14 protein-coding genes, 1 tRNA gene and 3 pseudogenes are annotated in these 21,787 nt (G+C 49.6%); 10 read left to right on the top strand and 8 right to left on the bottom strand.

Annotated features, from left to right (window positions below; genetic code table 11):
• The first annotated feature begins 189 nt into the window (after window positions 1–189).
• From J4864_RS09795 to J4864_RS09830, 9 genes and pseudogenes are all read left to right on the top strand, one after another.
• Window positions 190–2,205 carry a transketolase family protein gene (locus tag J4864_RS09795; protein WP_211814740.1) on the top strand — a complete coding sequence of 672 codons (2,016 nt, stop codon included), beginning with the start codon at window positions 190–192 and terminating at the stop codon, window positions 2,203–2,205.
• A 65-nt stretch (window positions 2,206–2,270) separates the two neighbouring features.
• Complete coding sequence (locus tag J4864_RS09800; protein ID WP_007367123.1) at window positions 2,271–2,717, top strand: RpiB/LacA/LacB family sugar-phosphate isomerase; 447 nt, start codon at window positions 2,271–2,273, stop codon at window positions 2,715–2,717.
• A gap of 948 nt (window positions 2,718–3,665) precedes the next feature.
• Window positions 3,666–3,750 (top strand) — tRNA-Ser (locus J4864_RS09805).
• A gap of 255 nt (window positions 3,751–4,005) precedes the next feature.
• The gene (locus tag J4864_RS09810; protein WP_211813571.1) at window positions 4,006–4,350 is read left to right on the top strand and encodes an ISAon1 family transposase N-terminal region protein; all 345 of its coding nucleotides are present in this window, start codon (window positions 4,006–4,008) and stop codon (window positions 4,348–4,350) included.
• Between the two features lies 1 nt (window position 4,351).
• Window positions 4,352–5,335, top strand: coding sequence for an ISAon1 family transposase (locus tag J4864_RS09815; protein ID WP_449579656.1), 984 nt, complete (start codon window positions 4,352–4,354; stop codon window positions 5,333–5,335).
• 682 nt (window positions 5,336–6,017) lie between these two features.
• Window positions 6,018–6,377: pseudogene (locus tag J4864_RS09820) on the top strand (IS4 family transposase); the annotation flags it as partial.
• Between the two features lie 133 nt (window positions 6,378–6,510).
• Window positions 6,511–6,727, top strand: a pseudogene (locus J4864_RS11850) (IS982 family transposase); the annotation flags it as partial.
• A 668-nt stretch (window positions 6,728–7,395) separates the two neighbouring features.
• A complete protein-coding gene (locus J4864_RS09825; RefSeq protein ID WP_211814741.1) occupies window positions 7,396–8,721 on the top strand; it encodes a reverse transcriptase family protein in 1,326 nt (441 codons plus the stop codon).
• Between the two features lie 155 nt (window positions 8,722–8,876).
• Window positions 8,877–10,958: a GDSL-type esterase/lipase family protein gene (locus J4864_RS09830; protein ID WP_211814742.1), complete on the top strand. Its 2,082-nt coding sequence runs from the start codon at window positions 8,877–8,879 to the stop codon at window positions 10,956–10,958.
• 498 nt (window positions 10,959–11,456) lie between these two features.
• Here the strand turns inward: J4864_RS09830 and J4864_RS09835 are convergent, their stop codons facing one another.
• A complete protein-coding gene (locus J4864_RS09835) occupies window positions 11,457–12,824 on the bottom strand; it encodes a DDE transposase (RefSeq protein ID WP_211814648.1) in 1,368 nt (455 codons plus the stop codon).
• Between the two features lie 356 nt (window positions 12,825–13,180).
• Here J4864_RS09835 and J4864_RS11990 point away from each other — a divergent pair.
• Window positions 13,181–13,501: pseudogene (locus tag J4864_RS11990) on the top strand (hypothetical protein); the annotation flags it as partial.
• 112 nt (window positions 13,502–13,613) lie between these two features.
• Here J4864_RS11990 and J4864_RS09845 read toward each other — a convergent pair.
• From J4864_RS09845 to J4864_RS09875, 7 genes are all read right to left on the bottom strand, one after another.
• Window positions 13,614–14,186, bottom strand: coding sequence for a chromate transporter (locus J4864_RS09845; RefSeq protein ID WP_211814743.1), 573 nt, complete (start codon window positions 14,184–14,186; stop codon window positions 13,614–13,616).
• The gene (locus tag J4864_RS09850; RefSeq protein ID WP_156792415.1) at window positions 14,183–14,728 is read right to left on the bottom strand and encodes a chromate transporter; all 546 of its coding nucleotides are present in this window, start codon (window positions 14,726–14,728) and stop codon (window positions 14,183–14,185) included. The genes J4864_RS09845 and J4864_RS09850 overlap by 4 nt, the downstream gene beginning before the upstream one ends.
• 83 nt (window positions 14,729–14,811) lie before the next feature.
• Window positions 14,812–15,342 (bottom strand): hypothetical protein, encoded by a 531-nt coding sequence (locus J4864_RS09855; RefSeq protein WP_211814744.1) that lies wholly within the window; start codon window positions 15,340–15,342, stop codon window positions 14,812–14,814.
• A 47-nt stretch (window positions 15,343–15,389) separates the two neighbouring features.
• Window positions 15,390–16,454 carry a Gfo/Idh/MocA family protein gene (locus tag J4864_RS09860; RefSeq protein ID WP_211814745.1) on the bottom strand — a complete coding sequence of 355 codons (1,065 nt, stop codon included), beginning with the start codon at window positions 16,452–16,454 and terminating at the stop codon, window positions 15,390–15,392.
• Window positions 16,455–16,459: 5 nt separating this feature from the next.
• Window positions 16,460–17,527 carry a radical SAM/SPASM domain-containing protein gene (locus tag J4864_RS09865; RefSeq protein WP_211814746.1) on the bottom strand — a complete coding sequence of 356 codons (1,068 nt, stop codon included), beginning with the start codon at window positions 17,525–17,527 and terminating at the stop codon, window positions 16,460–16,462.
• A 99-nt stretch (window positions 17,528–17,626) separates the two neighbouring features.
• Window positions 17,627–19,309, bottom strand: a complete 1,683-nt coding sequence (locus tag J4864_RS09870) for a sigma-70 family RNA polymerase sigma factor (protein WP_211814747.1) — start codon at window positions 19,307–19,309, stop codon at window positions 17,627–17,629.
• A 349-nt stretch (window positions 19,310–19,658) separates the two neighbouring features.
• On the bottom strand, window positions 19,659–21,758 hold the full coding sequence (locus J4864_RS09875; RefSeq protein WP_211814748.1) for a protein-disulfide reductase DsbD family protein: 2,100 nt from the start codon (window positions 21,756–21,758) through the stop codon (window positions 19,659–19,661).
• Window positions 21,759–21,787: the final 29 nt, after the last annotated feature.

Genomic DNA, 21,787 nt, shown 5'->3' on the forward strand with positions numbered 1-21,787 from the left:
TATGTCCAGAAGGAATCTGCCGTATTTCCCGGATGCCGTCCGGACGGGTAGGGGAGACGGACCGGTTCCGCCGGAAAGCGGCCTTTTGGGGGATGCGGAACGATTTTATGAAAAATGTAACCTGATTATTTTGAGTTCTCCTTATTTATCTTTATATTTGCATTATAATAAATTAAATCCAATCTATATATGAATGACAAGAAGCTGATGAACCGCGCGGCAGACAACATCAGGATCCTCGCAGTGTCAATGGTTGAGAAAGCCAGATCAGGCCATCCGGGAGGTGCCATGGGCGGTGCAGACTTTATCAATGTCCTTTTCTCTGAATTCCTCGTCTACGATCCGGACCGGCCGGAATGGGCAGGACGCGACCGTTTCTATCTCGATCCGGGACACATGTCGCCGATGCTCTATGCGGCGCTGACCCTCCAGAGGAAATTCACTGTCGACGACATCAGGCAGTTCCGCCAGTGGGGATCGGTCACGCCAGGCCATCCGGAACGCGATCTGGCACACGGCATAGAAAACTCGTCGGGGCCGCTCGGACAGGGACATGCCTATGCGGCAGGAGCCGCCGTGGCGGAGAAGTTCCTCGAGGCACGCCTCGGGCATACCATGATGCAGCACAAGATATACGCTTACATCTCCGACGGCGGCGTCCAGGAAGGCGTCAGCGCAGAAGTCGGAAGACTGGCAGGCGCGTTGGGTCTGGACAACCTCATCATGTTCTACGACTCCAATGACATCCAGCTCTCTACCGAATGCGGTGCCGTCATGGCGGAAGATACGGCCATGAAATACCGGGCATGGGGATGGAACGTCATGAAGATTGACGGCAACGACCCCGATGCCATCCGGGAGGCACTCGCCGCTGCCAACAGGGAAGAGAACCGCCCCACCCTCATCATCGGTGACACCGTCATGGCCAAAGGCGCACGCCAGGCCGACGGCAGCAGCTACGAACACAGCATAAAGACACACGGCGCACCGCTCGGAGGCGATGCCTATATAAATACGGTGAGAAACCTCGGCGGCGACCCTGACGACCCGTTCAGAATCTTCCCCGAAGTACAGCAGCTCTACGACGACCGTGCTGCCGAACTCCGGAAAATCGTGGCGGAACGCCATGCCGCGGAGGCCGGCTGGGAAAAGGAGAATCCGGAGAAAGCGGCACAGATGCGGCAGTGGTTCTCGGGCAAGGCGCCGGAGATCGACTGGAGCGGTCTTGTGCAGAAGCGTGACATCCCGACACGCAACGGATCGGCAGCCTGCCTCGGCCTGCTGGCAGAACAGGTGCCGAACATGATCGTGTCGTCTGCCGACCTCAGCAACTCCGACAAGACCGACGGCTTCCTCAAGCACACGCATTCCTTCGCCCGCGGCGACTTCAGCGGCGCCTTCTTCCAGGCCGGTGTGAGCGAACTGGCCATGGCATGTATGTGCATCGGCATGATGCTCCATGGCGGTGTCGTCACGGCAATGGGTACTTTCTTCGTCTTCTCCGACTACATGAAACCGGCCATCCGCATGGCGGCCCTCATGCAGGTGCCCGTGAAGTTCGTGTGGAGTCACGATGCGTTCCGTGTCGGCGAGGACGGCCCTACCCACGAACCTGTCGAACAGGAGGCGCAGATCCGCCTGATGGAGAAGCTGCAGAACCATGCCGGACAGGATTCCGTCCGTGTGCTCCGCCCTGCCGACAGCGATGCGGCGACCGTCTGCTGGCAGATGGCCATGGAGAATACTGACACGCCGACGGCCCTCATCTTCTCCCGGCAGAACGTGAAGAGCCTGCCGGAAGGAACCGACTACCAGCTGACCCGCAGGGGGGCATACATCGTGAAAGGCTCTGACGAGCCGTTCGATGTGATTCTCCTCGCCAGCGGATCAGAAGTGGCCACCTGTCTCGACGGAGCGGAGCTTCTGCGCAGGGACGGACTGAAAGTGCGAGTCGTCAGTGCTCCGTCGGAAGGGCTCTTCCGCCGCCAGAGCAAGGAGTATCAGGAGCAGGTACTTCCGGAGGACGCAAGGATCTTCGGTCTCACGGCCGGCCTCCCCGTGACGCTCGAGGGAATGGTCGGTGCACACGGCATGGTGTACGGTCTCAACAGCTTCGGCTTCTCCGCTCCTTACAAGGTGCTGGATGAGAAACTGGGCTTCACCGCCGAGAATGTATACAGACAAGTGAAAGCATTTTTAGCATAGACGTTTAACCTGAGCCTTTCGTCCGCCGGATGCGGACGGAAGGGCTCATAAAACCTAAACAGCTTATGGAAATTAAGACAGTAGGAGTTGCCTGCGACCACGCAGGCTATCCGTTGAAGCAGTTCGTCATCCAGTATCTGGAAGAACACAAGTACCCATATAAAGACTTCGGTTGCAACAGCGACCTGAGCTGTGACTATCCCGACTACGCCCATCCGCTGGCTGAGGCTGTCGAGAAGGGTGAGGTCTATCCGGGCATCGCCATCTGCGGAAGCGGCGAGGGAATGGCGATGACACTCAACAAGCATCAGGGGGTGCGCGCCGGACTGGCATGGAACAAGGATGTTGCCGAACTGATACGCCAGCACAACGATGCCAATGTCCTGGTACTCCCGGGACGGTTCATCGACAACAAGACCGCCGGGAAAATCCTCGATGAGTTCTTCAAGGCTGGATTCGAGGGCGGCAGACACGAACGGCGTGTCAAGAAGATTGCCATGCAGCAAGGATAGAAAGCTGGCCGGCAGGCGGACTCAGGCAGAGGGCGGAGGCTGCCCTCTGCCCTTTGGGTGAGGCCGAAGCGGCCGGTCAAATGTCTCTGATTCGGCTGGCGGCGACTGCGAGTCTTTTCTGTGCCCTTTGGGTGAGGCCGAAGCTGCCGGTCAAATGTCTGATCCGGCTGGCGGCGACTGCGATTTCTTCCTGTGTACTTTTAACGGCATCAGAATGCGAACTGACGGCCAGACGACTTTTAGACTGTAAGTTAAGACTCTCTGAAGGCAAACAGTCCATTTCTTTACTTGCAAGCGAGTTTAGGAATGGGCTTTTCCTGTGGTGATGCCTCTGTAAAGCTCCTTGGTATAGCTTCCCTCCCCAAGAAACTCTGCCAAAAGGAAATCCCTCCCTGTCCCCAAAAAAGAAACTCCCCGCCCCGAAGGAGGCAACTGCCTGACGGAAGTAACTTTGGATAATGCCAACTGCCGCTTATCCACGCTTATTCCCGCTTATTCCCGCCCATTCCCGCTTATTATCGCCCATTCCCGCATCTCCTTACCCGTTCTCGCCAATATCTCCCTTATCCTCCCTGTTCCCTCCTTACTGCTTCTCCCTCTTCATTCCCTCTTCATTCCCTCTTCATTCTCTCTTTATTCCCTCTTCATCCTCGTCTATTCCCGCCTATCCCTGCCTTTCCTCACCCATTCCCAACCTGCCGCTTCTTCCCACCCATTTCCTCCTTACGGCTTATGCTTGTCAAGAGGTTGTAGATTTTAAAGTCTCTTTGCGAGAGAGTTTACGGCTCAATCAACAGAATGGGACAGGCTGACATTCTTCATGACAAAATGGTTAAAAAGTGTTTTAATCCTCAAAACGCCTGTCTCAAATTTCACATTCTCGAGAATTATTCCTACCTTTGCACCGCTTTTCACAAGGAAGCAGGAACGCTTTACGGTTCCTTTTATGGAGAGATGGTAGAGTGGTCGATTACAACGGTCTTGAAAACCGTCGTACCGAGAGGTACCGGGGGTTCGAATCCCTCTCTCTCCGCAGGAAGTACTCTGGAGAAGACTTCAGAAAACACTTCAAAAAATCAGTAAGTATCGTAGCTTCAATAAGTTACGATACTTTTGTTTTATACTTACATGTTTTTTCGGGTCAGTCCTAAAACCCAGTTGCAAGCCTATCCTCTTAAGCACACAATTTCATAAGTCTATATAAAAAGAAAGGGGTCAGTCCTAAAACCCAGTTGCAAGCCTATACTCTTAAGCACATAATTCCATAAGTATTTATTACCTTTGCATCATGAAGAGTGACCAACTATTACGTTGCATCTTTCCAGATGTACTTGCCGACTACTTTGATGTTGTCGATATTCAAGAGAGTGTTTCCCAGTTTGACTTTTGGCTTGACGAGCGTAACTTTATGGAAAAGTCAGACCATAAGCTAGGCACTGTAAGCAGTTATGGTTTTACCAGCGAGCGTGTAATTCAGGACTTTCCTCTTCGTGGCAAAGCCGTCTACCTCCATGTTCGCCGTCGCAAGTGGCGTGACAGTTCCAACGGAGAGATATTTACTTATTCATATGATGACTTGACGGCCGAGGGCAGTAAACTATCCCCCGAGTTCGTTTCTTTTTTAAAAGAATAGAATTGAGTCCACTGCAGAGAGCATCGCAAGCATCGGTGCGCACTATGGCGTAAATGGCAAGCAGTTATCCACACAGTACAAGGAACATTTCAGTGATTATCGTAGCTGGGACCAGTTGGGGCATGCTCAAGACTGGCTATTGTTTGAAGATAACATAGGTGAGAACCTAAGTATTGATGAGACCTGTCTAAGCAGTGGCGAGGTTTATACTTTTCTGACCAACAAGGCGGGAAAGGGCAGAAAAGGGACTTTGGTAGCTGTGGTTAAAGGGACCAAGGCAGAGGACGTCATCCAGGTTCTCAAGACGATAAACCTTTCTAAACGAAAGACAGTCAAGGAGATAACACTCGATTTATCATCTTCTATGATGCGCATAGCCCGCTCTGTTTTTCCAAAAGCACTTATTACCAATGACAGATTTCATGTGCAGAAACTATATTATGATGCTCTGGATGACATGCGTATTGCTTACCGATGGATGGCAAGAGATAAAGAGAATGAGGAGATAAAAGAAGCTAAAAGTAAGGGTAAGGAATATATACCATTTAGATACAGCAATGGTGACACGCGCAAGCAGTTGCTCGCCAGAGCAAAGTTCATATTGACCAAGCACAAGACCAAGTGGACTGAAACACAGAAAGGTAGGGCGGAAATCATCTTTGAACATTATCCGACACTGAAAAAGGCATATGATTTGGCTATGAAACTTACCGACATTTATAACATCAAGAGCATCAAGGATGCTGCAAGGCTGAAGCTGGCAAAATGGTTTAATGAGGTTGAAGAGCTGGGAGTGGACAATTTCTACACAGTGATTGACACGTTTGAAAATCATTATCAAACCATACTCAATTTCTTTGTAAACAGAGCTACGAATGCAAATGCCGAGTCATTCAATGCTAAGGTTAAGGCATTCAGGGCACAGTTCAGAGGAGTTACAGATATTCCTTTCTTTTTATATAGGCTTATGAAATTGTGTGCTTAAGAGTATAGGCTTGCAACTGGGTTTTAGGACTGACCCTCTATAATCTTATACTTGATATAATAAATCAAATATATAATCGTTATTATAACAAAGTTAATAAAGAAAAGCCGCCGTTACGGTGTCAAAATAACAGCAGCTTTGAGAAGACACATCTATCGTGTTGCCGCACGAATATAGAGTGGGGTGTTACATTACACGGATGTCTAATAATAACGACATCCGTTTTTATCTTAATCCCCTTTCTTATGAATGTGAGGCTTCAAAGATGGTGTATTACCAGGTGTCTGCTTATTGTCTCTTTGACGTCTGTCAGGTTTTCCTGTAGTAACAGCAATTCTTTTTGGTCCAGGTTTAATTCCCATTGAGTAACCATTTTGATTCAACATGTAAACTCCCCTTTTATAATGGAGTTGAAGCTCCACTATCTTATATCGAAAGATTAGTAGAAACGCTGCATCCTATTAGGTTTTCAGCAAGCAAGTGCCTATGACACCTTTTAAATAAATGCAACAATGGTACCCCCATAACTGCATTATTGTGGGGATAACCCCACGTTAATATATGAATTAACTAAAGTTTCTCACCCAAATAAATAGATAGAAAAATAACAGTTTGTCGAATTTTCTTTGTAAATTAGTAATCGCCAAAGAACTGATTTTAAAGACAAAACAACAAAACTGTTATGGAAGCAAAAATAGAGAAAATAAGTGAGTTATCCAAACTTCTGAGTGTTAAAACTCGAATGAGTGATGATTTATTTCATCTTTTTGGCAAGTTTGGTATCGGTCACCTGTTATCTCGCCTGTCATTGGAGAAACATGACGGGGTTTCCGCTTCGGAGTTGATCCTTTCTCTTTGCCTCTTCCGCATTGTGGGTAAGAGCATCCACAGCGTATGCAAGCATAAGATATATAAGCTTTCAAATCATGGCAAGAACTGTTTCTATCGGATGATGATTCGCCCGCAGATGGATTGGAGGCGCCTGATGAACCACTTTGCCCTGCGTTATATGTGCCTGTTGCGTAAGTATGGCGAAGCTCCTTGATCCGAAGCCACGACATGTTTCATCATAGATACGTGAGTTCGGGTTAAGAAAGTCCTTATAAAAGTTGGTAATCTCGTTGTTTTTTGTAATTTTATGGTTGAAAATCAATAGCTTACAAAACAACCAAGCGATGATTACAAAAGACAAGGTTATAGAAATTTTCTGTATTATTGACGAGTTTGACAAGAATTTGAATGTTGAACTGAGTAAAAATCTATGTTTACCATCCTAATAATAGCAATGGTAAACGTTGTAGAAATCGTAAGGGAAGGCTTTCTGAAAGTGAAATCATGACTATCCTTGTGTGCTATCACTTCGGTACATATCGTAATTTCAAGGAGTATTATCAGGGTTCTTCCGAAATTTGGAGTGATAAATATATGGTTCATCCGACATTTGGAGTGATAACCTATGAATGATACTCAAAGTTTGAGACAAAAATCTCTTCATAACTTTCTCATTAATAATGGATTTAGACTAAATGAAGTGAATTTATAAGTTATAGTAACTCCTGCACTACTAATTAGCACATTATGATTATAATTCTCCGTATATAAAGGGTTTAACATATATGAGCAATGGTGTAAGTAGTCGATTATTAATAACTAATTATTATCACTCCAAATTCCGGAAGACCCTAAAATATTTTATTTATCGTGTGCAAAAGTATTGTTTTATGAGGATAAATACAAGGTCTCAAAGGCTTTACTTAGTAGACAAGACAGACTTGTTTTCATCATTCAAAATATTTGATTACTTGATTCCTAAAGATTTATAACCGTTCTGTCAAGTCTCAACAAATATTTTACAGTTATAATTTAATGGTTGAAAAGTTTTGCTGTTTGAATTATAATATCTATCTTTGCCAAAGATAGGAACGTCTGAAAGAATTAGAAGTAGTTTCCGGCGTATTCGCCGGAGTTTGATACGAAGTATCGTTTTATCGTTAACGAAGGTTCACGATAAAAGTAATTCCCTTACAGCGTTCCTATTTTTTGTTTAAAACAAAGGCACTATGGCAACCAGAACAATAAACGGAAGGGAATACACAAAGGCTGATTTTGAGAATCAGTTGCGTTATTTAAATGATGCACAGGAACTCGCCAATCTGCTGAATGAACTGAAAGCACCCTACATCTATTCTGACTTTCGCGGGAAACAGCTTAGTTTCTTTGCTGATACCAATAATATACGGCGACGCTGCAAGACATTCCGACTTCGCAAGAAGCACGGCGGCTATCGTGAGATTACTGCTCCGAAAGGAAGACTGCATGATGTTCTTCACATATTGAACATCGTCCTGCAGACCTATGATGAGCCTACTCCTTGGGCATACGGCTTCGTTTGTGGTCGTTCTGTGGTAGATAATGCACGTCCACACGTGGGCAAACGTTATATCCTGAACCTTGATTTAAAAAACTTCTTCCCCACTATCACACGCCGTCAGGTGGCTGACTGCTTGATGGCAGAGCCTTTCGGCTTCTCGTCATTGGCTGCAGAACTCGTATCGGGACTGGCTACTGTGCGCACGGATAACGGCGAGGAGGTGCTGGCGCAGGGCTTTGCAACATCGCCAACACTGTCGAACTTTATTTGTCGGGAGATGGATAAGGAGATTGCGGGCGTAGCTGCTGCACAGGGTGTCACCTTTACCCGCTATGCTGATGACCTCACTTTCAGTTCTGATGCAGACATACTTCGTCCACAGGGAGAACTGGCACAGCAGGTAAAGACTATCGTTGAGCGTTACGGCTTCATACTGAATGAGGCGAAAACCCACTTGCAACGCCGTGGAAGACGGCAGGAGGTTACGGGCTTGATGGTAACTGAAAAGGTGAATGTTAGCCGCCGTTACGTGCGTGAAATCCGTTCACTGCTGTATATCTGGGAGCGTTATGGCTATGAAGATGCCTGCCAGGCTGCGTGGAAGAGCTACAAGCAGCAGCACGGAAAGACAAAGGGACATCAGCACCACGTACCTCTTAATAAAGTTCTGGGTGGTAAGCTGCACTATATGAAGATGGTGCGTGGATCCGATGATCCACTCTATCTGCGTTTTGCAAGTCGTTACACTTCTTTGCAACAACGAAGTAAGGGAGATATAAAAGAGGTGGAATATAAGGCTTATATGGGTAAGTGTCTTTCTAAATCGGGCAAAGATAGAGTGACAAGAACTACTGTTTTGTCAAATGACAACACATCAACACGCCAGCGCGGAGTTACAAGCAGCAATCCTTATGACCCAGGGAAAAAGAACAAACGCATTCTTAACTTCATAGTGATGGTGATTATATTTGCTGCCATTATACTCATCAAACTGTTTTTAAAATCACGTCTGTAAGCAGTAAAAAGGCTGTTTAATATAGATTCTTGAAACCAACCTTAATACTTCCAAAAGAGTTTCCGTTATTCACAGAATATAGTTACATTTGCAAAGCTCTTATGAGAGAATAACCTTTCAATTAAAAAGCTATATCTTCAGCTGCTACATTATTAATGAATATGAAGAAAAGAATATTCGTCTTGTCTGGACTACTTTTGATGGTGCTTACAGTTGTTGCTGGCGGCAGAATCAAGGTGGCGTGTGTGGGGAACAGTGTGACATGGGGCATGACAATAGTCGACAGGGAGAAGAATTGTTATCCGGCACAACTGCAACGGATGTTAGGAGAGGGATATGAGGTGAGAAACTTCGGACACTCTGGTACTACGTTGCTTCGTCGCGGACATCGCCCTTATGTGGATCAGAAAGAGTATAAGGAGGCGTTGGCCTTCCAGGCAGACCTTGTCGTTATCCATCTCGGACTCAATGATACTGACCCACGTAACTGGCCAGAACACAGTGAGGAGTTCAATACAGATTATATCAGGCTGATCGACAGCTTCCGTCAGGCAAATCCTAAGGCAAAGATCTGGGTATGCCTTATGACGCCTATCTTTGACCGTCATCCACGTTTTGAGAGTGGTACACGTGACTGGCATGAGCAGATTCAGAAGCATATACGTCAGGTAGCTAAGGCGGCACGGCTTCCATTGATTGATTTGAATACGCCTTTGTACAGTCGTCCTGACCTTCTTGCTGATGCAATCCATCCGAATGCTGAGGGCGCAAAGATCATCGCTGAGACTGTGTATGGAGCCTTGACCGGCAACTATGGCGGTCTTGCTCTTTCTCCACTTTATACGGATGGCATGGTTGTCCAGCGCAACAGGCCTGTTGTCTTCCGAGGGAAAGCAAACACAGGCGAGACTGTCAAGGTGAATTTCAACGGTCGTACACTCTCAGCCATAGCTGATGGGGCAGGGAAGTGGAGAGTTTCTTTCCCGGCTGAAAAGGCAGGTGGACCTTATCATGCAGTGATAAGTACGAAGAAAGAGAAACTTACAATTAAGGATATATATGTCGGTGAGGTGTGGCTTTGTTCGGGGCAATCGAACATGGAATTGCCTGTGAACGCTGTACAGAGCAGAAAACAGGACTTGGACGAAGCTGACAGACAGACTCGCCTGCATCTGTTTAATATGTCTGCCATCTATCCAACAAATGCCGTTGCATGGTCGGCTGGCGCCTGTGACTCAGTAAATCGTCATCAGTACCTTCGTGTCGGACCATGGCGCAACTGCTCCCGTGAGTCATTGAGTGGCTTCTCTGCCGTTGCTTATCACTTTGGTAAGAAGTTGGCTGACAGTCTGCAGGTACCTGTGGGCATCATTTGTAATGCTGTTGGCGGAACGACTACGGAGTCGTGGATTGACCGTAGGACGTTAGAACAGCGTATGCCTGCTATCCTCCGCGACTGGTATCATGGTGATTTCGGTATGAAATGGGCACGTGAGCGGGCATTGCAGAATATCAGTGTGAGCAAGAACCCACTGCAGCGTCATCCCTATGCGCCGGCTTATATGTTTGAGGCAGGTATGCTTCCTTTGAAGGGTTATGATGTCAAAGGCATTGTATGGTATCAAGGTGAATCCAATGCGCACAATATGGAATTACATGAACGGTTATTCCCCATGTTGCAGAAGAGCTGGCGCAGGTTCTTCCACAACCCGGAGCTGCCGTTTTATTTCGTGCAGCTTTCAAGTTTGAATCGTCCTTCATGGCCACGTTTCCGTGACTCTCAACGTCGGATGGCATCAACGCTTCGTAATACCCGGATGGTTGTTACAACGGATGTGGGTGATTCTCTGGATGTACATTACACGAATAAAAAGCCTGTTGGTGAGCGGCTTGGTTTGCAGGCACTGCATCATAGCTATGATTACAAGATTGAGTCTGAGGGACCTGTCTGTCATTCGGTTTCGGTGAAGGACAATGGTCTTGAACTTCAGTTCACCCATGCCCGATCGCTGTCAGCCAATGGCAGCTGTCTTGTTGGCTTTGAAGTAGCAGGTGCTGATGGTATCTACTTTCCTGCTGAGGCACAGATAACATCGTCAAACACACTCCTTGTCAGGTCTTCCTCTGTTGCACATCCTCGATATGTCCGGTATGGCTGGCAACCCTTCACGCGTGCCAATCTTGTGAATGAAGCGGGACTGCCATGTAGTACATTCCAATGGAAGGTCAGGAAGTGAACGTTTTAATCAGCCGTCCCTTAGATACGTTATATTATACTGTATTTAAGGGATCGGCCTGTCTTTCCGTCTTCTACAGACAGCTTATTCCCCTATCATCGGTATTTGTAAACTGTTTTCATGCAGTCCAAAGCAACACATGCCCTTCAGGCTTCTGGAAGATGCCTGATTGACTTGCAGAAGGTGCTCTTTCAGCATGTTACCAACGCCCTTTTGAAGTCCAATCAAGCACCTTTTACGAGCGGCTTAATAACCAGCTGATCGACTGCTGGTTACGAACTCGCTTTTTACACGTGTTCTTTATATTTAGGGAATTTCAGTTAATTCCCTCTTGGAATTCCCCAAGGGCAGCCAAATACTGCATTCTTTTCCTTGGAAAAGTTCCCAGAAAAAGAATATGCTGTGTTTTTTGCTCGAAAACCTCAAATAATGAGTTGTATGGGCACACCTGTCCCTTCCATACTGCCTATGGACCTGTGGGAACACCTTCGATTTTTATCAGACTGCTTTCTTCATACTCCGGGCCATCTCCCTTGCGGCAAGAACGGCAGCATTTGCCGTATGGATTCCGAAGAAGAGCAGCAGCCTCTCGCTGAACATATTGCGTGCCTTGATGCGTCCGACGCTATAGTGTTGCTTCTGGTTTCCAAAGCTACCCTCCATTACCGTGGCTCTGAGGTTTCCGATGATCTTTCTCGCCGTCCTGAGACACTCAGCTTCTTCTTTGGGCCCTGGGCCTTTTCTGGTGAAACAGGTCGTTATGCCTTTCTCTGTACACATAGTGCGGTTGGCATTGTTGGCGTATATGGAATCGGCACCGACACGCCTGACTTTGACTCCCGTCAGAGATTCCTGATATTCAATGCATTGCTTAAGACGGACGCCCTCGTTGAATGCCTCAAAGCTGTGGTGCTCTATGAATGATATGCCGTCTATCTGTATGTTGTTGACCTTTGCCCCGAACTCTACACGCCTGTTTTCTTTGCCTCTGACAATAGGACGGAGGTAGGGGCGGTCGATGCTGACGATACGGTGTTTGACTTCCTTGCCGGAGAACAGCTCTGACTGTTGGAGACATACCTCACACACAGCGGACAGCCGCTTTTCTTGTTCTGCCGACAGACAGATGCAGGGACTGTACTGTTTACGCAGACGGTTCCATTGGGACAGGAGCTTGGAGAGGAGCCTCAGGAGTCTTCTCCTGAGCTTGCGCGTGGACGAGGCTGTGTGCCTGCGCTGCCTGGCGTATGCAAGCCTGGCCTTGTCAACATTATCATACTTGCTTCTCGGGACACGCTCTGACAGGTGTTTACACTCGGAGACGAGCAGACTGTGAAGCCAATGGCAACACTCCCAGAGCAGCTTGATGTCCGTAGGAAAACGCAGGCAGCTCTCGTAACAGGTCGCATCCGTCAGGCACAGGTCCTTGTCTTTGAGACTGTCTTTCCATTTGGCGTACAGTATGCTCTGGAGACTGTCTATGTCAAGAATACGGGCAAGACGGTTGCGTATGGCACTTACGATCTTCCCGTCCTTGATGGGACAGGAAGGATCTATCAGAACGCCACAGAACATCTGCATGTGGATGCTTCCGTTAAGCAGCTCTATCAGGCCGTCGTCAGACAGACCTGTGTACGATTTGAGGAACATTAAAGCAATTTCTCCTTCGCCCGAGAAAAGAGGCTTGTTGCCCCGCTTGCTCTTATGGCTACGATTCGTGTACTCTGCAGCCAACTCCTTAAGTGGGAGCTGGAACTGGATGCGTCCAAGTTCGCTTCTTTCAAAGCTTTCACGATAGCTCTGTAAGAAATCGAACTCTGTAAAGGGCAAAGTTGGTGTTATATCAGAAATTTTTTGTATCTTCACGACGAATTTTTTTTAAGTTCCCCCGATTCTGCCCGTGATGGGGCGTTCGGGGGATTTTGTGTAAAGGTACAAATAATATATCACACTGGAAAACAGTTAGTTGTATATTTTCTGAATATCCCTATTTACAGACGATTTGTTTGAAATTATGTAATGGTTTTTCAAAACCTTGTCTGTGTTTTCAACGTGTTAAAATGAAAAGGTCTTTGTGTCGGAGGAGGATAACAGGATAGACAGCTGTCAGCCCTGGCTATGTTTTTGCTGAATGAATCACCTCGGTTCTTCCGTTCAAGCTATACGGAAAGCATCCACGCATTTAACGGAAGACCCAAAATAATTCTGGCCATTAAACCTGGGCTAAACTCGGTGGTATGTTCATCCATACTTATCAATACGGTGACTTCAACCGCTTGATCTCTGCAACAGGTAAAGCCAAGATCGCCTCTTATGCCATGCAGATGACTTTTGGCAGGATGAGCGAGCCGCCGGCCAAGGTACAGAAGGCGGACCCTACAACGACTGACCAGTCTTATGACTTTGCTTATAGGTATGAGGACAGCAGCCATCCGACGGCCCCGACGCAGATCGGTCATGGCCATTACACCTACGATGTCAACGGTAATCTGACGCCGGTCATGAATGATTCAATCAATACTGCTCGCGAGATGTACCGGGATGGAGGCCGTCTCCGTCATACCCTTCCAGACTGTCAGAGCGGAATCGGGAATCGTGCCTGCTGGATGGAGGCGCAAAACGGTTCTCCGCCGGCACGCCTCTTCCCGTCCCCAGTCAATAGAATAGCAGGCCTGCTATTCCGCAGACGAGCATCACGAGGATGGGATTGGTCTTTCTGTACCTTGTAAAATAGAAGGCCGCCGCAAAGAGGGCGATGCTCAGTCCGAAGAGACAAGGATTGTCCGCCGGCGATCCGAAGTTGTCTTTCGTCATCAGCAGCAGGGCGGCGGCGGCAATCAGTCCGACAATCGTAGGGCGCAGGGCCTTGAAGACATCCTTCACCTCGCGCGAGTCTTTGTGGGCAAGGAGGTATCTGCTGACGCAGATCATCAGGATGAACGACAGCCACATGATGGCCAGCGAGCACATCACGGCACTGCATACGGCCGCCCAGTGGGGGTAGCCCGCATTGACGACGGCCGTATAGCCCACGTACGTCGCCGCATTGATGCCGATCGGCCCCGGCGTGCTCTGGCTGATGGCCACGATGTCGGTAAACTCGGCGTTCGTCAGCCAGTGGTTCTTCACGACGGTCTCGTTCTGGATGAGCGAGAGCATGGCATAGCCGCCGCCGAAGTTGAAGATGCCGATCTTCGAGAACACATAGAACAGCTTGAAGAATATCATCGTTCTTTCCCTTTCCGTTTCTGATACTGTCCCCACAGATAGCCGCCGGTGCCGGCAGCGATGATGACCCAGATGGGGGAGACGCCCATCAGCCATATCAGCAGACAGCTGGCAAGGGGGATCCAGCCGGTGCCCCATGTTATCTCTGCCGTCTTCGCCATCTTGAAGCAGGGGGCGGCGATGAGGGCGACGACGGCAGGGCGTACGCCGCAGAAGAACCTGTTGACATACACGTTGTCCTTGAAATTGTGGAAGAACATGGCTATCAGCGTGATGGCGATGATGGAGGGGAGGGCGATGCCCAGCGCGCCGACGATGCCGCCCCACACGCCCCGCAGTTTGTAGCCGATGTGGCTTGCCATGTCCACGCTGAAGATGCCCGGGGTTGTCTGCGCCACGACCATGATGTCCATGAACTCCTGCTTCTCCATCCAGTGGTTCCTGTCGACGAACTCGCGTTCCATGATGGGAATCATGGCATAGCCGCCGCCCAGGGTGAAGGCTCCGATCTTGTTGCAGGTAAGAAAGAATTGCAATAACATCCTGATGATCTTTTTTCCGGGCACAAAGGTACGCCTTTTTATCGATACTGCCGTCTGCCATGCCGTTTTTATGACCTGCATTTTTAATTCTCCGGCAGCCCTGCTTCCGGATTGAATCTTACAGAGACTTTCTTATTCTGAACTATATTTACCTGTCCGTTATATGCAATGTCAGCTTCATCATATTTCCTGTCCGGTCTGGCATAATATGCCTTCAGATGATAGCTGCCTGCCGTCAGCCTGCCCATCTTGAAACGGACGTCGTATTTGCAGATGCAGTCGGCAAGCGCATCAAGGACGTTATGGTACACGACGAGGGTAATCTGATTGTCCCGGCTGGCGATGTCCACATGAATGTTTCTTACGGCACAGTTGGCCTTCACGTCTTCCAGCACGCACCGGGCTGTGCCGTCTTTGCCCAGCTCTATGCTCAACGTCGCGGGCCTGCCGTCGTTTTCCGCATAGAAGTCGGGACGTGTCTCTGTTGGAGAGAGGCTCGCCTTGCAGGCGGAATTTTCCACATCGTAAACGCTTAATGCCTCAATAGCGGCATGCTCTGATGAACACGCCGACAGGCCCATGATGCACAGAAGGCTGTAAAATGCTTTTTTCATAATTGCATGGATTTGGTTGTTGTTATTTATATGAACTTGATTGCGGGTCATTTCTTGCCCGTCCTGTTACGTATTTCCGCCATTAACGAATAAACCTGACCGACACTTTCCAGGCCCAGGGCGTAATCAGCCTCATGCTTGTTTTCAATCATGTCGGCAAAGGTCTTGATTTCAGAGAAGAACCCTTGCGAAACGATCTGGTTATTCCCCATCGTTGGGACAAAACCGTTTCTTCCGTAGAGACAGACCGTCGCTGCATGGTTTGGAAAGACTTTCTCCAACGGAATCCCCAGCACAGCAGAGCGTCTCGGCATGAAATCAAGCCGCTCCATGTTGTCCAATACATACAGTCCTTTGTCTGTACTGACATTCAGCTGTTCCTGTGCATCCTGCCAAGAGTAATCCGTCGACAGTTCCAACATACCTGTTATATCCTTGTGCCCCAATACAAGAAACAGAGTCTGCCCGCCATCTCTACTGCGAATGACATCCAGACACTTTATCTTTGCCTCTCCAAAAAGGAATGTTGCATAGTCAAGAGGATGGATGAACAGGTCGAGTAAGGCATCTCCTTCAGGGTATAATCCTGTCAGATAGCGATAATGGTAATGCCGTCTGCCGTCACCTTTCAACCTTTTTCGCAGAATCCGGGTTGCAGGGGCGAAGCGTCTTTGCAGTCCGACAACGATATGCTGTGGGCCATATAGTCTGATGGTATCAGTCAAAGCCTTCAGTTCCCTTTCGTCCTCACAGGGCGGCTTCTCAATGAACAGGGATTTGCCTGCTTTTATGACTTCGGCTGCAATCTGGAAATGTGAATGCGGATCGGCTGCCACGAAGACTCCCGAGACCGTATCGTCAAGCAGGATGTCCTGTAGAGAAGTCGTACCTTTGACTCCTCTGTACTTTTGAGAAATCAGCCCGGCTTTCTTCTCCGAGGTGCAGCAGATGTATTTCAGCGGCAGCTGAAGATACTGTATGACGGGCAGCAGGTTGTCTGCACAATGATTGCCAAGCCCCACGAGAGCATACTGCTGTGTGTAAGTATTGCTCAGTTCCTTTATACTGCGTATATGCTTGTATCTGCCTATGATGTTATCTGAATATCCCATTTCAGCTATGCTGTTATTCGTTTGAAATGTTTCTTATAGGTGGTCTTCCTGTCGCTGGTCCATTGATATTTCCCGTAAAACAACTCTATCAGGCGTTTTGGCAGTATTTTCTCCAGGTTTCTCAACAGGATAATGTCATACTTCCGGTGATAGTTGATCCAGCATTGATTACACGCTTTGGAGTGTTGACACTGGATCTTGCAGGTCTCCTTTGAATTGAATATCTCGTCAAGCGTATGCTCATGGATATTGCCTAATACCACGTCCAGGTTCTGGCACAAGGGGACATCGCCATTGGAATGAATGACCAGTTCGCTGAAGATGCTATGACACCGCAGTTTCAGTCTGTTGTTCTTCCACCCGTCATATAGGGCTACGAAATCGAAGTTTTCATCTGTCTGATGGATGGAAGAGGGTATCCGGCTGATGAAATCCGTATTGTCGGCTTCCATCAGATCGCTGGTCGTGTCAAAGAATGACATCGTACTGTAAATGCCGATACGCACGTCTATGTCATATTCGCTGGCGATGCCTATGACATACTCCATGTCTTTAAACGAGTTCCATGGGGAGAGACAGAACATCAGGGAGGTGGGCACGGTGTCTTTACAGGTCTCTATGACCTTGATCACCTTGTCATATCCATCCCGTCCACGCATATAGCGATAAGTTTCCCTGTTGCCGTCAAGTGATATGTACAGATGTCGGGGGCGGTGGTTCTTTACGGAAGAAATCACCTTGTCCGCTGCAAGGCAGTTGGACAGCAATGTATAGTTGGGATGATGGGTGTCAAACCATCCCAGTATCTTGTCTGCTTCGGGATGGAGGATAAACTCACCTCCTTCCAAGCCGACCGTCGTGCGTTTTGTTACACATTTGCTGTTCATTATTCTGATGATGTCATCTAAGCTGAGATCTTCCACGGGTTTCTTCCAAATGGAACAGTGCCTGCAACGAGACTGACAGCTTGTTGTGGAGTAGATCATCAGGGATGTGAGTTCCTTGTGCTGTCTGCGTACTACATTGTTGACAAATACAATTCCATTGTGGATGTAGTCATAAATACCGTACATTCTTTCTTCTGAGTTCTGTCTTATACCCTTAAGAGCAGAAAACTGCGAAAAGACTGCACGGTATTTATGACTTTTCCTTGTCTGTTCATTTCCCGCCGTTTACCAGGTAAGCCGCAGTCCGAATGGCACTGTTATGATGAACGGATGCTCTGTGCGGTAGGTTTCGAGACCGCTGCCATTCCTGAAGTAGTAGAACATATTGGGTTCCAGATACAGGCTGAAAGGCTTGAATATCCTGTACTGTACACCGACACCCAAGTTCACAGACCACTGACAGTGCGCCTTGAGACCGCTCTTCAGCGTGTACGACGAGTCGGCTGTCATGATGTACTTCTTCTCAAGCGAGCTGTGGACAGGCATTTCAAATGCCATGCCGCCTGTCGTATATGCGCTGAACCGTCCTTTTGACCATACTTGATAGGTCAGCCTCAATGGTATGCCCACGTAATCTGTTTTCTGGGTCTTCACCAGTCTCGCCTTGTGGTACTCGCTTTCAAACTCGGATTTCAGTCTGGTGTAGGTTATGCCTGTCCCGAAAGTCCATTTCGGACTTAATTGCCTGTTGATGGAAAGGCCGAAGGTCTTGGGACGGAAGTGATGTGCGACCTCTCCCAGCGGACCGTTGCCGTCTGCCGGATGTCCGCGCAGTATCAAGGACATTCTTGCCCTCTCGACGGAATCCATCAGCGCATTGTTCCGGGCATAATAATCCTCCAGATCGGCCCAGGTGTAGAGTCTGGCCGCCGCACTGCCGTTGGCGTAGTCTACAAGTGACAGGTAATCCAGATTCGACACGGCTCCGCCGGCGCCGGCATTGGATGAACAGCCGAAATTGAATGTCCACGGATGCTTCTTCTTGCCGGCATTGGGGCCTGTTCTTTCATTCAGTGCCGTCATCCTGTCCTGTGGTATCTGTGGAATGCAGTATGAAGAATCGTCAGTTCCGGCAGCTATAGCCAGATGTGTTGGCAGGGAATCCACATTGAAGGGTAATATTCGCTGTTCTGTTCCGGCACTGTCCGTCGGCACTTGCGAAGCAATATTCCCTTCAGGGACCGTCACACCGGCAGCGGCTCTTCCCTCACGGCCTTCGGTACCGGGCGAGGCAGAATGTCCCGGCTCTTCTTCTTTCAGCGTTCCCGATTCTTTCCGGACACGTTCTGGCTGATTCTCATGGGTGTCTGCGGCAACAGGCCTGTTCCCGGCGGTCCTGTCCCTCGTTATGAAATAGATACAGACCGGTATCAGAACCGGAATCAGGAAGAACATCCAATAGTTGATCAGCATTTCACGCAGGGCCTTCTTCGCCCTGAACAGCTGGGAAGACGAGCTGTGCGGGTTGATGCCGAGCAGTCCGCCTATCTCCTTATGGGAAAGACCGTCCAGGACGGAGAGCCTGAACACTTCACGGTTTCCCTCCGGCAGGGATTCTATCGCTGCCAGCAACAGCCCCAGTTCAATGTCTTTCCTTCCCTCCCGTTCTTTTTCCTGTAGCTCTATATCCAGGCAGGATAAGGGAATGGTCCCCTTCTCTGTGCTTTGGAGATACTTCAGGGACAGATTCCTTACGATTGCAATCATCCAGCCTTCCAGTTTCGACTCATCCTTCAGATCCCGGATAGACGTGAAGATGATGATGAAAGCATCATGCAGAACATCCCGGGCAGAGTCATCATCCTTCACATAATGCCGACATACGCCTAAAAGTCTGTCGGCGTATGTCGTATAGAGTTCTCCGAGGGCTTCCTTGTCCCCGTTTTTACAAGCGTCAATCTGTATCATACTGTTTCAAGCAAGAGAATATCTCCTTTTTATCAAAGGAGGATGCCGGCTCTAAAAGACTGCACTTGTTTTCGCCGTTTTCCTTCATTTTAACTTTTCATAACCTTTCAAAAGGAGCTTGCGGACACATTGCGTTACTTCAAAAAATCCCTTGCAAATTTACATGAAGAATGTGATTGATAAGTCAGGGGATAAATAAAGCGCTTTTTAGGGGAAACGCCAAAGGGGCTGTATCAAAAGCAGCCTTGGGTTTCGTCCAGGCTTTTGATACAGCCCCTTTCGTCCATGTGTCATCGTCCGGCGGGGTACGCCGCAGTCTGCAGGGAACGGATGATGCTATGTGTAAATCCTATTGTCTCTCCGTCCGGTAGCGCTCCAGTCCCTTGTCGAGGAAGCTGAGGTAGGCAGGCACATCCTCCTTGAAGCTGAAACTGCCGTTCAGCGGCTTGCCGGCATTGTCCAGAGGAACATAGAACGGCTGTGCCAGATAGCCGAACTTCGTCTGCTCCAGATAGCTCCACTTGTCGCCGACGGTACGCAGCGTGCGGGTGCCGCCGTCAGCAGATTTCACCTGTACAGGCTGCTTCAGCGGCGTCTTGTCGTCTACATAGAGCGAGATGAGCACGTAATCCTTCATGAGCCTGTCGGCCACGCGTGCGTCGGTCCATACGGATGCCTCCATCTTCCGGCAGTTGACACAGCCGAAGCCGGTGAAGTCGATCAGGACTGGCTTGCCGGCTGCCGCCGCCGCGCGCATCCCCTCCTCGTAGTCGGTGTACTGGGCATGGACGCTCTGCGGGGCAAGGTTGAAGTCCTGCGTGTTGATGGGGGGGGCGAAGGCGCTGACCGCCTTGCAGGGTGCGCCCCACAGTCCCGGGAGCATATAGACGGAGAAGGCCAGAGAACACTGTCCCAGCATGATGGCCGGCACCGGCATCGCCTTCTGCTCCGGGTCGTCGTGCGGGAACTTGAGTCTGCCGATGAGGTAAAGGCCCAGCAGGCCGAAGAGCGCGATCCAGATGGACAGGAAGGTCTCACGGTCGAGGATGTGCCAGCCGTAAGCGAGGTCGGCCACAGAGAGGAACTTCAGCGAGAACGCCAGTTCGATGAAGCCCAGGACGACCTTGATCATGTTCATCCACGAGCCGGACTTCGGGGCCTGCTTCAGCCAGGAAGGGAAGAGGGCGAAGACCGTAAAGGGCAGGGCGAGCGCCAGGGCGAAGCCGAACATACCGACTGCCGGTGCCACCCAGTCGCCGCTTGTGGCTGCCTGTACAAGGAGCAGGCCGACCACCGGTGCCGTGCAGGAGAAACTTACCAGCGACAGGGTGAATGCCATCAGGAAGATGGAGAGCAGACCGGTCGTGGCGGAAGCCTTGTTGTCGACCGCATTGCCCCATGAGGAGGGCAGCCGGAGCTCGAACCAGCCGAAGAAGCTGAAGGCGAAGACCAGCAGCAGCAGGAAGAAGAAGATGTTGAAGGGGGCGTTGGTGGCCAGTTCGTTCAGTTTCTGCGGCCCGAAGGCGGCCGTAATCAGCGTTGCCAGTCCCATGTAGATGACGATGATGGACAGCCCGTACGTGACCGCATCGCGGATGCCCTTCCTGCGGTCGTCCTTGGCCCGCTTGAGGAAGAAGCTGACCGTCATCGGGATGATCGGCCATACGCACGGGGTCAGCAGAGCCACCAGACCGCCTGCGATGCCCATGAAGAAGATCGCCCACAGGGACCTGCTGCCGCCGTCCTTCGTGTTGTTGAACGCTGACAGTTCCTTGATGACGGGCTTCCACAAGTCGGCGTCCGGCGTGGCCTGCACGCTTGCCTGCTGTGCGGAGACTGCCGAATCGGCCTGCGGGGCCGTACCGGTTCCGGCGGTGTCGGCCGTCATGGTGGCAAGGGCAGATAAACCATCAGCTGCCACGGGGGTGGCAGCTGTTGTCGTTTTATCGGTTTCCGTGCTGGCTGCCGTCGGTGCGGCAGCCGGTGCGGAGGCGGGTCCGTTGCCTTTGAAGTTGAACTCTTCCTGCATCGGCGGCATGCACATCTCGTCGTTGCAGGTGCCGTACTCCAGATAGCCTTTTATACTGTAGGTCTTGGCGGTAATCTTGTAACGCTGGACGAAGCTGGCGCTGTGCTCGAAGTAACGGAGCGTCATCTCGAAGTTCTTGTCATACGCGCTGGTCTCCTTGCCGTGGGGCGTCAGCCTGCCGACAGGCGTCACCCCCTCGCTCTTCTCTACGTGCAGGCTCGCCGATGTAGGGCCGCCTGCCGGCAGGTTGGTGGAATAGATATGCCATCCCTGGTCGATCTTCGCCGTGAAGATGACGTCGACTTCCGTCGGACTCACCTGCTTCTGCTGCACGGTGAAATGGACAGGCTTCTGCTGTGCCATGGCGGTAAGGCTCATCAGCAGTGTGAAAAGGAACAGTAAGGTATTTCTTTTTTTCATTGATTTATACAATTAAAATTCGTCTGCAA

The organism is Prevotella multiformis, from assembly GCF_018127985.1.
Classification (GTDB): Bacteria; Bacteroidota; Bacteroidia; order Bacteroidales; family Bacteroidaceae; genus Prevotella; species Prevotella multiformis.